This is a genomic window from Rhodococcus cercidiphylli (genome assembly GCF_033042225.1).
In the GTDB taxonomy this organism is placed as follows: Bacteria; Actinomycetota; Actinomycetes; order Mycobacteriales; family Mycobacteriaceae; genus Rhodococcoides.
Genome location: NZ_JAWLKE010000002.1, coordinates 618,314 through 632,845, shown reverse-complemented (window position 1 = coordinate 632,845; position 14,532 = coordinate 618,314). Strand labels below are relative to the sequence as shown.

Below are 14,532 nucleotides of genomic sequence, written 5' to 3'. Positions count from 1 at the left end.
AAGCACGCCTGATTCAGGCAACACAACCCCGGGCGCGGCGCGCCTGACCGGCGCGCCGCGAAGATGATGCGACTCTCGGTGCGATGAGCGATCTATTGAACCGAGAGACGCGACGCGCGGCCGCCCGGGCTCCCCGCGCGAGCACCGGACCGACGCCCGATCAGTCGCGCATGCTCGCCGCAGTGGCCTTCAAGACCTCCGGACTGGTCGTGGTGATCGCGACGACCCTTGCTCTGGTCACCCTCGTCTCGGCCAACAGCGACCTCACCGGAACGCTCGGAGCGATCGCCGGTTCGTGGTTCGCCGTGCACCTGGTGCCCCTGAGTATCGGCGGCACATCCCTCGGCGTCGCACCGCTGCTGCCGACCCTGATCATCGGCTGGTCCGTCGCTCGTACCGTCCACCACGCGGTGGACTCCGACACCGACCGTCGCGTGCTTCGGTGGGTATTCGCGGCGTCGATGGCCGGCCCGCTCGCCGTCACCGCCATTGCTCTGGCCGTCGCCAAGGACGCGTCCACCGTCATCGGACTGTCCAGTCCCAATGCTCTCGTTGCCTTCTCCTGGGTCGCAGGCGTGCACGCGGCCGCGTCCGGAACCGGTCTGCTCTTCGCGTGCTGGGACTCGGTGGTGATCCGCCGCGGACTTCCGGACTGGGTTCGCGCGCTCGTTGCGCCCTTCGTGCGCGCGCTGTCGATCCTCGCTGCAGGCGGGGCGGCGGTCGTACTGCTCGCCCTGCTCGTCTCCTGGGAGACCGCCGGCGCACTGCTCGAGAGCGGAGGCGATGTCGTCGGCATGCTCGGGCTGACCGTGCTGTCCGTGCTCTATCTCCCCAACATCGTCATCGGTGCACTCGCGGTGGCCACCGGTTCCACAGCCGGGTTCGGCGACGCGTCGGTCAGCCTGTTCTCCACCACCGGAGGACCGCTACCGCCGCTGCCGATCCTGGCCGTCCTCCCCGAGGGATCGGCCCAGACGATCTGGGTCGTCATGCTCGTCGTCCCGATCGGCGCCGGGCTACTGCTCGGCCGCGACTGCGCCATCCGCAGCGCCGACATCCAGGTTGCAGTGTCCTCGGTATGGGCCGTGGCGGCCGCGGCCGGAGCGCTCGCAGCACTGCTCGGCTACGCCGCAGGCGGAAACCTGGGCACCTTCGGCACCGTCGAAGTCACCGTCTGGAGCTTCGGGCTGCTGACGTTCGCGTGGCTGGCCGTCGTCGGTTCCGCCTCCGCAGCCTTCGTCGTGTGGCGTCGAGCAGAACCCGAGCCGACTCGCGACGAGCCCGTTCCGACTCCGGTACCTGCGGCCGAGCTGGCTATCGAACCTGCCCCATCCGAACCTGCCCCATCCGAGCCTGACCCGTCCGAGACCGCCCCGTCCGAATCGGAGGACGACGAACAGACCGAGGTGGTCGAGGATGTCGTCGAGGCGGAGGTCGTCGACGACGTCCCGGCAGAGATGCCACCGGCCGAAGAACCGGACGCGACCGTCGAGGCCGCTACCGCCGAACCGTTGGATGCCGAGATCGTCGCACCTCCCGGAGATCAGGACGGACCTGCCCGGTAGGGCTCGACGGCGCAGCGACTAGGCTTTCCGCTGGCTCGAACGATCCGCCTCGACAATTCAGGAGTAGTGCGCTGACTGCCTTGCGTGAGACACCCGCGCGGGTCGTCGTCCTCGCATCGGGGACCGGCTCGCTTCTGCAGTCGCTCATCGCCGCGACTGCTGCCGAGAGCTATCCCGCGCGCATCGTGGCCGTCGGAGTCGATCGAGAGTGCGACGCAGCCCGCCGTGCCGACGAGGCCGGAATGCCGAACTTTCGAATCGGATTGAAGGACTACGCCGATCGAGCGCAGTGGGACATCGCGCTCACCGACGCCGTTCTGGCGCACGAGCCCGATCTCGTCGTCACCGCCGGTTTCATGAAGATTCTCGGCCCGCAATTTCTCGGGGCCTTCACCGGACGCATCGTCAACACTCACCCCGCGCTCCTGCCATCGTTCCCCGGCGCACATGCCGTGCGGGACGCACTCGACCACGGCGTCAAACTGACCGGTTCGACGGTTCATCTGGTCGATTCCGGCGTCGATACCGGGCCGATCCTGGCGCAGGAAGCCGTGCCGGTCCTCGACGGCGACGACGAAGCTGCTCTGCACGAACGCATCAAGATTGTCGAGCGACGGTTGCTGGTCGACGTGATCGCAGCCGTGGCCACCACAGGTGTCACCTCCGATGGACGAAAGGCTCAGATAATCCGATGAGTGAACGTAAAGCAGTGCGCCGCGCGCTGGTCAGCGTCTACGACAAGACCGGACTGATCGAACTGGCGACCGGCTTGCACGGTGCGGGCGTCGCTCTCGTGTCCACCGGATCGACGGCGAGCAAGATCGCCGACGCCGGAATCCCGGTCACCAAGGTCGAGGATCTCACCGGATTCCCCGAGACCCTCGAAGGTCGCGTCAAGACGCTGCATCCTCGCGTGCATGCCGGCGTGCTCGCCGATACCCGTAAGCCCGAACATCTTTCGCAGCTCGAGGAATTGGGCATCGAGGCCTTCGAGCTCGTCGTGGTGAATCTGTACCCGTTCACCGAGACCGTCGCCAGCGGGGCGACGCCGGACGAATGCGTCGAACAGATCGACATCGGTGGACCGTCGATGGTGCGCGCCGCAGCCAAGAACCACCCCTCGGTTGCCGTGGTGGTCGATCCGTCCCGCTACGAAGACGTGCTCGCGGCCGTGGCCGGTGGCGGATTCACCCTCGCCGAACGGACTTCCCTTGCGGCACAGGCTTTTCAGCACACGGCCGCCTACGACGTCGCGGTGGCGTCGTGGATGAGCAATGTGCTGACCCCCGATACCGAATCGTCGTTTCCGGAATGGATCGGCGGAACCTGGGATCGCTCGGCCGTGCTTCGCTACGGCGAGAACCCGCACCAGGCTGCGGCGCTCTACGTCGATCCTGCGAGCTCCGGCATCGCGCAGGCGGAGCAGCTGCACGGTAAAGAGATGTCGTACAACAACTTCACCGATTCCGATGCGGCGTGGCGGGCGGCGTTCGATCATGCCGAGCCCACCGTCGCGATCATCAAGCACGCCAACCCGTGCGGTATCGCCGTCGGCAACGACATCGCCGAGGCGCACCGCAAGGCCCACGCCTGCGATCCGGTGAGTGCCTACGGCGGCGTCATCGCAGCCAACCGCGAGGTCACCGTCGAGATGGCCGAGCAGGTGGCCGAGATCTTCACCGAGGTCATCATCGCGCCGTCCTACGCCGACGGTGCTCTCGGAGTGTTGCAGCGCAAGAAGAACATTCGTGTACTGCTGGCGGAGGCTCCGTCCACCTCGGGCGTCGAACTCAAGCCGATCTCCGGCGGCGCACTGCTGCAGCAGCGCGACGTTCTCGACGCAGACGGCGACAATCCTGCCAACTGGACCCTCGCTGCCGGCGAGCCCGCCGACGAGCAGACCCTGAAGGATCTTGAATTCGCCTGGCGCGCAGGTAGGGCCGTGAAGTCCAACGCGATCCTGCTCGCCCACGGAGGGGCGTCGGTCGGTGTCGGAATGGGCCAGGTCAACCGCGTCGATGCCGCCCACCTCGCCGTCCAGCGAGCCGGGGATCGCGTCGTCGGCTCGGTGGCGTCCTCCGATGCCTTCTTCCCGTTCCCCGACGGTCTGCAGGTGCTGATGACAGCAGGCGTCAAAGCCGTTGTGCAGCCCGGTGGTTCGGTACGCGACAACGAAGTGATCACAGCGGCACAGGATGCAGGCGTGACGCTGTATCTGACGGGTTCGCGACACTTCGCGCACTAGTGCGTGATGCCGAGTTCGCAGTTATGCAGCCACATACCTCACTTTCGGCCGCATAACTGCGAACTCGACAATCTGTGGATGGATGAAAAGTTATCCACAGAGTGCACAGTGGGCCGTTTCAGGGGTGTCGACCCTGCCAGGGTTGAGCCATGGGGATTCAGGTCGGACCGTTTCGGGGTTCGCAGGCAATACGCTCGGGCGCTCTCAGCAGGCACGAGCTGAGTCGCAACTATGTGAGGGTCTTTCGCGACACGTATGTCTGCGACGGGACCGTTCTCGATGCGCGAACGATGGCCGTCGCCGCATCGATCTGTGTCGGCGATGGTGCCGTGATTGCAGGGGTCTCCGCGGCGGCAGTCCACGGCGCGAAGTGGATCGACCCGAGCGCTCCGCCGAGTGTGCTGGCGAACGGAAGGTCGCATCAGTTGCCCGGTCTGCGAATCCATCGCGATGCCTTCGACGGCGATGATGTGTGCGTCGTCGGGGAAATTGCTGTCACCACACCGGTGCGCACGGCATTCGATATCGGGCGCTGGGTCCAGCCGCCACTATCCGTGGTCCTCCTCGACTCAGTGGTTGCTGCAACCGGGGTAGACGTGGAAGCTGTACGTGCTTATGCGCAGCAGCGGCCGGGCATCCGAGGCATTCGGTGCCTGTTCAGTGCACTCGATGTCGTCGACGGTGGAGCGGAATCGCCACAGGAGACGCGCACCCGGCTCCTACTGGTCGGGGCAGGCCTGCCGAAGCCCGAGACACAGGTCGAGATCCGCGACAGTTCCGGCAGGTTCGTGGCGCGGATCGACCTGGGGTGGCGTCGTTGGCGGGTGGGGGTCGAGTACGACGGCGTTCACCATTGGCTCGACGAGCGTCAGCGGACCCGTGACATCGAGAGGTCAGAGGAATTGCAGCAGTGCTATTGGCAGATCGTTCGGGTCAATTCCGAGCAACTGCGGCTGCGACCTCACGACGTTGTGGCACGCGTCAGAGCCGCGCTTCGAGCGGCAGGCGCACCGGTGTAGCGAGCTCGCACTTATGCGGGCGATTTGTCCAGTTCAGGTGGCATAGGTGCGAGCTCGACGGAACCACAACCGACCACTAGATGGCAGCTTTCGGCAAACGCTCGTAGCGTGGAGAAGTGACCTCTACCAAACCTGGCATCTCCACTCTCGGCGAACTCAAGGCATCCGGACATCGGCAGCGGTCGATCAAGGAAGAGCTGCGGGAAAATCTTCTGAAGGCATTGCGCGACGGCACAGATCCGTGGCCGGGGATCGTCGGATTCGGCTCGACGGTGTTGCCGCAGTTCGAGCGCGCGATTCTGGCCGGTCACGACGTGGTTCTGCTCGGCGAGCGCGGTCAGGGCAAGACGCGACTGCTGCGCACCCTGAATTTGTTGCTCGACGAGTGGGTGCCGGTGATCGCCGGAGCCGAACTCGGCGAGCACCCCTACGAGCCCATCACCCCTGCCAGCATCAGGAAGGCGAAGGAACTCGGCGACGACCTTCCCGTCGAATGGCGGCATCGCAGCGAGCGGTACGCCGAGAAGCTCGCGACCCCGGATACCTCGGTGGCCGACCTCGTCGGCGACGTCGATCCGGTGAAAGTAGCCGAGGGTCGCAGCCTCGGCGACCCGGAAACCATCCACTTCGGACTGGTCCCGCGCAGCCACCGCGGCATCGTGGCGATCAACGAGCTCCCCGACCTCGCCGAGCGCATCCAGGTGTCGTTGCTCAACGTCATGGAGGAGCGCGACATCCAGGTGCGCGGCTACACGCTGCGCCTGCCCCTCGACGTCATGTTGGTCGCGAGCGCGAACCCGGAGGACTACACCAATCGCGGACGCATCATCACCCCGCTCAAGGACCGCTTCGGAGCCGAGATCAGGACTCACTACCCCCTCGAACTCGACGCCGAGGTGGCCGTCATCGAGCAGGAAGCGGAGCTGCAGGCCGCGGTCCCGACCTACCTGCTCGAGGTGTTGGCCCGATTCACCCGACTGCTGCGCGAGTCACCGTCGGTGGACCAGCGCTCCGGCGTTTCCGCCCGATTCGCGATCGCCGCAGCCGAAACCATCGCTGCCGCAGCCGTTCACCGGGCCGCGATCCTGGGGGAGGCCGAGCCCGTGGCCCGGCCGGTGGATCTCGGCACCATCATCGAGGTGCTGCGCGGCAAGGTCGAGTTCGAATCCGGTGAAGAGGGCCGCGAAATCGAGGTCCTCGAACACATGCTGCGTCGGGCGACGGCCGATACCGTACGGGCGCATCTCGGCGGCATCAACCTCGCAGCACTGGTGACGGCGGTGGAGACGGGCGAACCGATCGTCACCGGCGATCGCATCACCGCCAAGGCTCTGCTCGACGAGCTGCCCGACGTCGAGGTCATCGGCGACATCCACGAGCGGCTGAATGCCACCTCGGACGGCGAGAAGGCCGCTGCCGTCGAACTTGCCCTGGAGGGCCTCTACCTCGCGCGTCGCATCTCCAAGGACCCCGACGACGACGGTCAGACGGTGTACAGCTGATGCGTCGCTCCAGATACGGGCGGTATCACGACGGTCCGGATCCCCTTGCGCCACCGGTGGATCTGCGCGAGGCGCTCGACGCCATCGGCGAGGACGTGCTCGAGGGCGCGTCACCGCGTCGGGCATTGCAGGAGATGCTGCGGCGCGGGACCAAGAACATGCGTGGGCTCGACGACCTGGCCGCGCAGGCTGCGAAGCGTCGTCGAGATCTGTTGAAGAAGAACAACCTCGACGGCACGCTGCAGGAAGTACGTGAGCTGCTGGACAAGGCAGTGCTCGAGGAGCGCAAGGCGTTGGCGCGTGCCCTCGACGACGATGCGCGCTTCCAAGAGATGCAGATCGGCGATCTGTCACCGTCCACTGCGCAAGCGGTGCAGGAGCTTTCGGACTACGACTGGCGCTCGTCCGAGGGTCGCGAGAACTACGAGAAGATCAAAGATCTGCTCGGACGGGAAATGCTCGATCAGCGTTTCGCGGGCATGAAGCAAGCTCTCGAAGGTGCCACCGAGGAGGACCGTCAGGCCATCAGCGACATGCTGAAGGACCTCAACGAATTGCTCGACGCCCACAACAAGGGCGAGAACACCGACGAGCAGTTCGAGAAGTTCATGGACAAGCACGGTCAGCATTTCCCGGAAAACCCCGAGAATGTCGACGAGTTGTTGGACTCGCTCGCCCAGCGGGCGGCAGCGGCGCAGCGGTTGCGCAACTCCCTGACGCCCGAGCAGCGGGCCGAGCTGGATGCATTGGCACAGCAGGCCTTCGGCGACTCGAATCTGCTGAATCAGCTCGATCAGCTCGATCAGAACCTGCAGCAGGCCCGGCCCGGTGAGGATTGGGACGGCTCGCAGAACTTCCGCGGCGAGAACGGTATGGGCCTGGGCGACGGTACCGGTGCGCTCCAGGACATCGCCGACCTCGAGAACCTGGGAAATCAGCTCTCGCAGCAGTACAACGGTGCCGCACTGGACGACATCGACGCAGACGCCCTGCTGAAGCAACTCGGGCCCGAGGCTGCGGCCGATGCCAGAATGCTCGCCGAACTCGAAAAGGCTCTGCAGCAGCAGGGTTTTATGGACAAGGATGCCGACGGGCAATGGCGTCTGTCACCCAAGGCGATGCGTCAGCTGGGGCAGTCCGCGCTCAAGGACGTCGCGGGAAAGCTGTCCCGACGCGGCGGCGAGCGAGACACCCGCAAGGCAGGCGCGATGGGCGAGCCCACCGGAGCGTCGCGAGCGTGGGAGTTCGGTGACACCGAGCCGTGGGACGTGACCCGCACGGTCAACAATGCGGTACTGCGCTCGGCGGCAACAGGATCGGGCTTCCCGGTGCAATTGCAGGTGACTGATGTCGAGATCAGCGAGACCGAGACGCGGACGCAGGCAGCGGTGGCACTGCTGGTCGACACGTCGTTCTCGATGGTGATGGACGGCCGCTGGGTGCCGATGAAGCGCACAGCACTGGCGCTCAATCACCTGGTCAGTACCCGATTTCGCGGGGACGATCTGCAACTCATCGGATTCGGCAGGCACGCACAGACATTGACGGCCTCGGAGTTGGCGGGGTTGGACGGTGCCTACGATCAGGGCACCAATCTGCATCACGCGCTGATGCTTGCGGTGCGGCATCTGCGGCGTCATCCCAATGCGCAGCCCGTGGTGCTGATCGTGACCGACGGTGAGCCGACGGCGCATCTCGAGCCGGACGGTCACGCGTACTTCGACTACCCACCGTCTTCGAAGACACTGGGACTGACCGTGCGCGAGCTCGATACCGTCGCGAAACTCGGGGCGCAGGTGACGATCTTTCGGCTCGGCGACGATCCCGGTCTGGCTCGGGTGGTCGACAAGATGGCCGAGCGTGTGGGCGGGCGCGTCATTGCGCCGGATTTGGATGGACTGGGTGCTGCGGTGGTGACCGACTACCTCAAGCGTCGGCGATCCTAGGTTTGTCGGGGTCCTTGATCTCGACCGACACCCCACCCCAGAACGCAAAGCCGGTGACGACGACGCGCGGTGCGCCGGGGTGGGCCGCGCTGACGTGCTCGAATCCGCCCATGATCCCCATGCCGCGGACCTCGACGCTCACTCCGGGCGGCACGGTGACCTCGATGCCGCCCATGATGGCCACGCAGTTGATGGTGGTTTCCTCGGCGGAGAACGATGCACGGCGTAGGTCGAGTTCGATGCCACCCCAGAAGGCGAACGCGTCGATGCGCGCCGCCGCGGTCCACTCTCCTTTGCGCATGGCACCGCTCATGATGGCGATCACGCGGTCGTTCGCAGAGCCACCGGATGGTGCACGTGCGGGAGGCGGAGACAGGACCAGGTCCCCGGTCAGTACGTCGAGTTCGCCGTAGGTCTTCGCCCGGTACACCGCTGCCGTGCGTTCGTCGTACTCGGTGACGGTGAGTTGGCCGTTCGCGAAGGCGTCGCTCAGCAGCTGCGCGACCAGATTTCTGTCCGCATCGGCCGCGCGAATCCGGCTTCGATCTCGGTCTGGCAGATGATCGCTCACCGCCCGGACCCTACCTGCGTGAGGGTCAGGCCGCATTCAGGATGGTGCGGCTCCCGAGGGGAGAGGCCAACGTCATCTGCATGGTGGCGTAGACGGCCACCATGATGCAGGACTTGTCGGCGGCGTCGGGCTTGGTCCCGGTACGCAGTTCGATGGTGACGGTGGTGTCGGTCTCGGTCACCGACGCGTCGGCTCCGTAGCACTCGGGAGTGCCGGTGACGAAGTGGACCGCGATGGTGTTGGGGGAGACCTGGCTCCACGACTCGAACGGAGTGGTGGTGGCGCGGATCAGGTCGGGGGTGGGCTCGAACATCGTGCCGACGTCGCCGACGGGCACTTCGTGAGGAACCGGAGGTGCGCTGGGTTGCTGAGCGAGACCGACCGGTGTGGTGGATCCGACCGTCGGCGTCGTCTCGTCGTCGCTGCCGGAGGCGGTGCTGCAGCCGACCAGCAGCAGACACAACATGACTCCTGCAGCGAGAAACCTCATGAAACCAAACTAGCGCTGTGAGCTGAGGAGAACCTTTGTGTTCGGCTCATGCGAGGAAGAGCGTCACGAGCGCGATGACGGGGATCGAGACGAGCGTGGTCACGAACGCAGTGTCTCGGGCCAGCACCACCCCGCGCTGGTAGCGGCTGGCGAAGACGAACACGTTCTGTGCGGTCGGCAGTGCCGAGACGACGACGATGGCGAACAGATCGTGGCCGTCCAGACCGAACACGAACCGGGCCATGAGGTAGCCGAGCAGGGGTTGCAGTGCCATCTTGAACACCGTGGCCAGGGCCACGTCCCGTCGTGGACTGATGCCCTTCTGCAGCACTCGGGCACCGTAGAGAGACAGGCCGAAGGCGAGCAACGCGCCGGGGACGGACGCGTTCCCGACGAGCTGGAACGGCTGCATCAACGCCTCGGGCAGCTCGAAGCCGGTGATGGACAGAACCAGTCCTGCTGCGCCGGCCAGCACGATCGGGTTCCGGAACGGTGTGGTGACGGTCTTGAGCACCGAGACCTTCTCGATCTCCGTCGAGACATCGAGAATCGTCACCGCGATCGGGGTGTAGACCATGATCTGGAACAGCAGCAGGGGAGCGACGAAGTTCGCGTCGCCGAGCACGAAGACTGCAATCGGGATACCCAGGTTGGCGGCATTGACGTACGAACTCGCGAGTGCGCCGACGGTCGCGTCGGGCACGGTTCGTTTCAGAGCCAGCTTGGCTATGACGAAATAGACGGCACCGACGAGCAGTGCGGTGGTGCCGGCTACGGCCAGTACAGGCGACAGAATGACCGACAGATCCGAGTTCGCCAACGTGACGAACAGCAGCGCGGGCGTCGCGACGAAGAACACGAGTCGGCTCAGTACGAACTGGCCGTGTTCGCCGAGCACTTTCAGGTGGGCGAGCAGGTAACCCAGTGCGATGACGACGAAGATGACGGTGAAGCCCTCGAGGACGCCGGACATCTACGGACTGCTCATCTCTGGATCGGGAACGCCAGAGAGGCCACGTAGCCGATGGCTACGTGGCCTCTCTGAACGAAAGTTTGGATCAGCGGCTGGTGAAGGGCAGCAATGCCATCTCACGAGCGTTCTTCACTGCAACAGCGACCTGGCGCTGCTGCTGCGGGGTGAGCCCGGTGACCCGACGGCTGCGGATCTTGCCGCGGTCCGAGATGAACTGACGAAGGAGGTTGATGTCCTTGTAGTCCACCGTGGTGACCTTGGCGGCGTTCAACGGGTTCTTCTTCGGTCGACGGCCTGCCTCTGCGCGGACCTTCTTCGACGGTGCTCTCTTGACTGCCATCTGAAACCTTTTCCCTTTACCAGCTCGACTTGTGGACGCCTGGCAGCTCCCCACGGTGAGCCATCTCGCGCATTTTCACGCGGGACAGCCCGAATTTCCGTAGATAACCGCGCGGACGTCCATCCGCAGCGTCACGATTGCGTAATCGTACCGGACTCGAATCGCGCGGCAGACGCTGCAGTGCTGCTTGGGCCTGTGCGCGCTCGGAGTCGCTGCTCGAGGGCCTGCGGATGGTCTCCTTGAGCTCGGCGCGACGGGTTGCCCACCGGGCGACGACGACCTTGCGCTGTTCGTTCTTGGCGATCTTCGACTTCTTCGCCACGACTACCGCTCCTCTCGGAAATCGACGTGCTTGCGCACGACCGGGTCGTACTTCTTCATCACCAGTCGATCGGGATCGTTGCGACGGTTCTTGCGAGTGACGTAGGTGTAGCCGGTCCCCGCGGTCGACTTCAGCTTGACGATCGGACGGACGTCCGTGCTCTTGCCCATCAGATCTTCTCCCCACGTGCGCGGATCTTGGCGACGACGGCATCGATGCCGTCGCGGTCGATGGTCTTGATGCCCTTGGCCGAGAGCGTGAGAGTGACGCGTCGGCCGAGGCTGGGTGCGTAGTACGTCTTGCGTTGGATATTGGGGTCCCACCTACGGCTGGTTCGCACGTGGGAGTGCGAGACGGATTTTCCGAAGCCGGGGGTGCGGCCGGTGACTTGGCAGTGCGCTGACACGAGCACTCCTTTCTTTCCGTTATAACAATCGTTTTCGACAAAGCGTGATCTCGAATGTAGCGTGCATCCTCAGAGAATGACAATCGTTGTCGAGAAGAAGGGTGCTCGTGAACAACTCACCGGACGATCGAACCCCGATGGTCCTCGTCTCCGGCTGGACCGGAGCCATGGACGCGGTCGTGACGTCGCTGCTCGCGCCGGGGACGGTCGCGGTCCGCCACGATCTGAGCCGCGTCGCCGAAGGCGTCGTGCGTCGCACACTCTCCGTACTGGGGGAGAACCCGCGCGAGACCATTCTGGAGCTGGCGCACGGCTGCGTCTCGTGCACACTTCGGGAGGATCTGCTGCCGCTGCTGCGCGCACTGTCCGCCCGCAGCAACGTCGATCGCATCGTGCTCGCCATGGACCCCGCGCTCGAGCCCGAGGCACTGTGCTGGGCCGTGGACAACGTCGTCGTTGCGGGTGTCGTCGGGCAGATCGACGGCCCGGCCTCGCGTGACGTCCGCATCGAGGCAGTGGTCGACTGCCTCGATGCCGCAACCTGGCTGGCCGACGCCACCGGCGACGACGCCATGGCCGACCGAGGGATCGTCGCCAGTGGGGACGACGATCGAACCGTCGCGCAATTGGTGGTCGGACAGGTCGACTACGCCGATGCGCTCGTCGTCACCGCGGGCCCGGACGTCGACGCGTGGGAGCGGGCCCGGCTTGCTGCAGTCCTCGCGCGGCTGGCACCGAATGCGCCCGTCGTCTGGGTGTCCCGGGACGCAATGGTCGACGCCCCAGCGCTTCTCGCGTCCGTGCCCGCCGATGCCCGTCGCGGTGCGATCACCGACGCGCATTCGCCACTGCTGCGCGGTCAGCCGCCGCTGACCGTCGACTGCGGCGTCACCCTGGTCGAGTTCACCGCAACGCGGCCGTTTCATCCCGAGCGATTGCACGAGGCCATCGACGTGCTGCTCGACGGTGTCGTCACCGCACGGGGGCGGGCATGGGTCGCCACTCAGCCCGACGAAGCGCTGTGGATCGAATCGGCCGGCGGCGGTCTTCGTGTTGCGAGCGCCGGAAAGTGGCTTGCCGCAATGGAACCGGAGCAACAGGACCGCGTCGACGCCACCCGTCGGGCAATGGCGGCGCTGCGATGGGACGAGACGTTCGGCGATCGTGACACCTCGCTGGTGATCCTCGTGCACGAGGCCGACCCCACCGAGATCGACCGAACGCTGCAGTGGGCGTTGGTATCCGACGACGAGATGACGGACCCCTCGGCGTGGTCCGGCTGGACCGATCCGTTCGGTCAGTGGCACGAAGACCCCTGCGACAGCAGCGAATCCCCGTACGCAGAACAATCACGAGAGGCTACAGAATGAAACCAGGCATCCACCCCGACTACCACCCGGTCGTGTTCCAGGATTCGAGCACCGGCAACAAGTTCCTCACCAGGTCCACCGTCACGTCCGCGCGCGAGACCGAATGGGAAGACGGCAACACCTACCCGCTGATCGTCGTCGACGTCTCGTCCGAATCGCACCCTTTCTGGACCGGAGCCGCCCGCGTGATGGACACGCAGGGACGCGTCGAGAAATTCGAGAAGCGTTACGGCCGCCGAAGCCGAAAGGACGTCTGAGTCATGGCTGTTCCGAAGAGAAAGATGTCGCGCTCGAACACCAGGAGCCGTCGTGCGCAGTGGAAAGCCGTTGCCCCTGATCTGGTGACCGTGCGTTTCCAAGGTCGCGAGTTCCGAGTGCCACGGAGATTGGTCAAAGCAGTGCAGACCGGGGTGTACGACCCGAGCTGACCCTCTACGGGTCTATCTTCACTTTCATGAACGACGGACCCAGTGCGCGAGATGTGAAGCGGTGGCGGCAGTATCTCGCCGACGAGCGGGCCGAGGCTGCCGTCTATCGCGATCTGGCAGGACGACGCGTCGGCGAGGAGCGCGACATATTGCTCGCACTCGCCGATGCGGAGGGCCGCCACGAGCAGCATTGGCGAAACCTACTGGGCGAGCGGGTCGGCATGCCGCTCAAGGGCGACATCCGCACCCGCATCCTCGGTGTGCTGGCGCGTCGGTTCGGCTCGGTGTTCGTGCTCGCATTGGCGCAGCGCGCCGAAACGCGCTCTCCGTACGCCACCGACTCCGATGCCACCGACGCCATGACGGCCGACGAGCAGATCCACGCCGAGGTCATCAGGGCCCTGGCAGCTCGCGGTCGCAATCGACTGTCCGGAACGTTCAGAGCCGCAGTGTTCGGTGCCAACGACGGCTTGGTGAGCAACCTGGCTCTGGTGCTCGGTATCAGTGGGTCCGGTGTGTCCAATCAAATCGTCCTCGTCACCGGACTCGCGGGCCTGCTCGCCGGCGCGCTGTCGATGGGCGCGGGCGAGTACGTCTCGGTCCGCTCGCAACGCGAACTGCTCGAGGCGTCGTCGCCGGACAGTGCCGCGCGCGATGCCGTCCAACACCTCGACGTCGACGCCAACGAATTGGCGCTGGTCTACCGGGCGCGGGGAATGACCCACGAGGAAGCCGACGCCAAAGCCGCCGAAGTGCTGCGATTACTACCTGCCGACGAGATGGCCCCCGATGTCGATCAACACGAGTCCATCGGAACCGGCCTCGGTGCCGCCGGGGCCAGCTTCTGCTTCTTCGCCTCCGGTGCCGTCATCCCGGTGCTGCCGTATCTGTTCGGCCTCGAAGGTTATGTGGCACTTGCCGTTGCCGCAGTCCTCGTCGGAATCGCATTGATCTGTACCGGCTTGGTGGTGGGACTGCTCAGCGGTGGGCCACCGGTCAAACGCGCTCTGCGACAGTTGGCCATCGGCTACGGCGCGGCTGGGGCGACATATCTACTGGGCTTGGCATTCGGTGGAGGAGTGTAGGTCCCGGCGTTGTGGGCAGGTTTGCACACTATCGGTCCCCAGCGACGGGATCCCATCATCACAGCACACCTCTGTGCATTCAGTCCCACTACGTTTCGAATAATTCGCTCGCGTGGGCAAGGTCTCGCTCGATAGGGTCCTCGTCATGCGCGCAACCGTTCTGTCTGGTGCCGCTCTCGACACGAGAGCAGGTACGGGCCTTGTGCTGCGCGCGTATTCACCGGAGCGATGCGCCGCTCCCTGCGGTAAACAAGCTCCGCTCGTGAATCG

The 14,532-nt window shown here is 65.3% G+C and carries 17 protein-coding genes; 10 read left to right on the top strand and 7 right to left on the bottom strand.

Going from position 1 to position 14,532, the window contains the following annotated elements; genetic code table 11:
- The first annotated feature begins 83 nt into the window (after positions 1 to 83).
- From R3P95_RS06620 to R3P95_RS06595, 6 genes are all read left to right on the top strand, one after another.
- On the top strand, positions 84 to 1,565 hold the full coding sequence (locus R3P95_RS06620; RefSeq protein WP_317547750.1) for a cell division protein PerM: 1,482 nt from the start codon (positions 84 to 86) through the stop codon (positions 1,563 to 1,565).
- A gap of 71 nt (positions 1,566 to 1,636) precedes the next feature.
- Positions 1,637 to 2,260, top strand: coding sequence for a phosphoribosylglycinamide formyltransferase (gene purN / locus R3P95_RS06615; protein ID WP_316629424.1), 624 nt, complete (start codon positions 1,637 to 1,639; stop codon positions 2,258 to 2,260).
- Positions 2,257 to 3,810 carry a bifunctional phosphoribosylaminoimidazolecarboxamide formyltransferase/IMP cyclohydrolase gene (gene purH, locus R3P95_RS06610; RefSeq protein ID WP_317547749.1) on the top strand — a complete coding sequence of 518 codons (1,554 nt, stop codon included), beginning with the start codon at positions 2,257 to 2,259 and terminating at the stop codon, positions 3,808 to 3,810. Before purN ends, purH begins: the two co-directional genes overlap by 4 nt.
- Positions 3,811 to 4,100: 290 nt before the next feature.
- Positions 4,101 to 4,829, top strand: coding sequence for an endonuclease domain-containing protein (locus R3P95_RS06605; protein ID WP_317547748.1), 729 nt, complete (start codon positions 4,101 to 4,103; stop codon positions 4,827 to 4,829).
- A 116-nt stretch (positions 4,830 to 4,945) separates the two neighbouring features.
- On the top strand, positions 4,946 to 6,331 hold the full coding sequence (locus tag R3P95_RS06600; protein WP_317547747.1) for an ATP-binding protein: 1,386 nt from the start codon (positions 4,946 to 4,948) through the stop codon (positions 6,329 to 6,331).
- Positions 6,331 to 8,277 (top strand): vWA domain-containing protein, encoded by a 1,947-nt coding sequence (locus R3P95_RS06595; protein WP_317547746.1) that lies wholly within the window; start codon positions 6,331 to 6,333, stop codon positions 8,275 to 8,277. The genes R3P95_RS06600 and R3P95_RS06595 overlap by 1 nt, the downstream gene beginning before the upstream one ends.
- Here the strand turns inward: R3P95_RS06595 and R3P95_RS06590 are convergent.
- From R3P95_RS06590 to rpmB, 7 genes are all read right to left on the bottom strand, one after another.
- Positions 8,258 to 8,848 (bottom strand): DUF1707 SHOCT-like domain-containing protein, encoded by a 591-nt coding sequence (locus tag R3P95_RS06590; protein WP_317547745.1) that lies wholly within the window; start codon positions 8,846 to 8,848, stop codon positions 8,258 to 8,260. The two genes, R3P95_RS06595 and R3P95_RS06590, sit on opposite strands and share 20 nt — an antisense overlap.
- 25 nt (positions 8,849 to 8,873) lie before the next feature.
- The gene (locus R3P95_RS06585) at positions 8,874 to 9,338 is read right to left on the bottom strand and encodes a hypothetical protein (protein ID WP_068050174.1); all 465 of its coding nucleotides are present in this window, start codon (positions 9,336 to 9,338) and stop codon (positions 8,874 to 8,876) included.
- A gap of 46 nt (positions 9,339 to 9,384) precedes the next feature.
- A complete protein-coding gene (locus R3P95_RS06580) occupies positions 9,385 to 10,311 on the bottom strand; it encodes an AEC family transporter (protein ID WP_094639540.1) in 927 nt (308 codons plus the stop codon).
- An 85-nt stretch (positions 10,312 to 10,396) separates the two neighbouring features.
- Positions 10,397 to 10,651, bottom strand: a complete 255-nt coding sequence (gene rpsR, locus R3P95_RS06575) for a 30S ribosomal protein S18 (protein WP_008719028.1) — start codon at positions 10,649 to 10,651, stop codon at positions 10,397 to 10,399.
- Between the two features lie 16 nt (positions 10,652 to 10,667).
- Positions 10,668 to 10,973 carry a 30S ribosomal protein S14 gene (gene rpsN, locus R3P95_RS06570; RefSeq protein ID WP_068050178.1) on the bottom strand — a complete coding sequence of 102 codons (306 nt, stop codon included), beginning with the start codon at positions 10,971 to 10,973 and terminating at the stop codon, positions 10,668 to 10,670.
- A 2-nt stretch (positions 10,974 to 10,975) separates the two neighbouring features.
- On the bottom strand, positions 10,976 to 11,146 hold the full coding sequence (gene rpmG / locus R3P95_RS06565; protein ID WP_170944568.1) for a 50S ribosomal protein L33: 171 nt from the start codon (positions 11,144 to 11,146) through the stop codon (positions 10,976 to 10,978).
- A complete protein-coding gene (rpmB, locus tag R3P95_RS06560) occupies positions 11,143 to 11,379 on the bottom strand; it encodes a 50S ribosomal protein L28 (protein ID WP_032404320.1) in 237 nt (78 codons plus the stop codon). The genes rpmG and rpmB overlap by 4 nt, the downstream gene beginning before the upstream one ends.
- Positions 11,380 to 11,516: 137 nt before the next feature.
- On the opposite strand from rpmB, the gene mrf reads away from it, so the two are divergent.
- From mrf to R3P95_RS06540, 4 genes are read left to right on the top strand one after another with little or no spacing between them, the layout of a single operon-like run.
- A complete protein-coding gene (mrf, locus tag R3P95_RS06555; RefSeq protein WP_317547812.1) occupies positions 11,517 to 12,749 on the top strand; it encodes a ribosome hibernation factor-recruiting GTPase MRF in 1,233 nt (410 codons plus the stop codon).
- The gene (locus R3P95_RS06550) at positions 12,746 to 13,006 is read left to right on the top strand and encodes a type B 50S ribosomal protein L31 (RefSeq protein WP_094608307.1); all 261 of its coding nucleotides are present in this window, start codon (positions 12,746 to 12,748) and stop codon (positions 13,004 to 13,006) included. The genes mrf and R3P95_RS06550 overlap by 4 nt, the downstream gene beginning before the upstream one ends.
- Positions 13,007 to 13,009: 3 nt before the next feature.
- Positions 13,010 to 13,177: a 50S ribosomal protein L32 gene (gene rpmF, locus R3P95_RS06545; protein WP_032388658.1), complete on the top strand. Its 168-nt coding sequence runs from the start codon at positions 13,010 to 13,012 to the stop codon at positions 13,175 to 13,177.
- Positions 13,178 to 13,203: 26 nt separating this feature from the next.
- A complete protein-coding gene (locus R3P95_RS06540) occupies positions 13,204 to 14,262 on the top strand; it encodes a VIT1/CCC1 transporter family protein (RefSeq protein WP_121870663.1) in 1,059 nt (352 codons plus the stop codon).
- Positions 14,263 to 14,532 lie beyond the last annotated feature (270 nt).

Coding starts and splice junctions, on each gene's coding strand:
- R3P95_RS06620 (WP_317547750.1), top strand. CDS start 84: ATGAGCGATCTATTGAACCGAGAGACGCGACGCGCGGCCGCCCGGGCT.
- purH (WP_317547749.1), top strand. CDS start 2,257: ATGAGTGAACGTAAAGCAGTGCGCCGCGCGCTGGTCAGCGTCTACGAC.
- R3P95_RS06605 (WP_317547748.1), top strand. CDS start 4,101: ATGGCCGTCGCCGCATCGATCTGTGTCGGCGATGGTGCCGTGATTGCA.
- R3P95_RS06595 (WP_317547746.1), top strand. CDS start 6,331: ATGCGTCGCTCCAGATACGGGCGGTATCACGACGGTCCGGATCCCCTT.
- R3P95_RS06585 (WP_068050174.1), bottom strand. CDS start 9,338: ATGAGGTTTCTCGCTGCAGGAGTCATGTTGTGTCTGCTGCTGGTCGGC.
- R3P95_RS06580 (WP_094639540.1), bottom strand. CDS start 10,311: ATGTCCGGCGTCCTCGAGGGCTTCACCGTCATCTTCGTCGTCATCGCA.
- rpsR (WP_008719028.1), bottom strand. CDS start 10,651: ATGGCAGTCAAGAGAGCACCGTCGAAGAAGGTCCGCGCAGAGGCAGGC.
- mrf (WP_317547812.1), top strand. CDS start 11,517: ATGGTCCTCGTCTCCGGCTGGACCGGAGCCATGGACGCGGTCGTGACG.
- R3P95_RS06550 (WP_094608307.1), top strand. CDS start 12,746: ATGAAACCAGGCATCCACCCCGACTACCACCCGGTCGTGTTCCAGGAT.
- rpmF (WP_032388658.1), top strand. CDS start 13,010: ATGGCTGTTCCGAAGAGAAAGATGTCGCGCTCGAACACCAGGAGCCGT.
- R3P95_RS06540 (WP_121870663.1), top strand. CDS start 13,204: ATGAACGACGGACCCAGTGCGCGAGATGTGAAGCGGTGGCGGCAGTAT.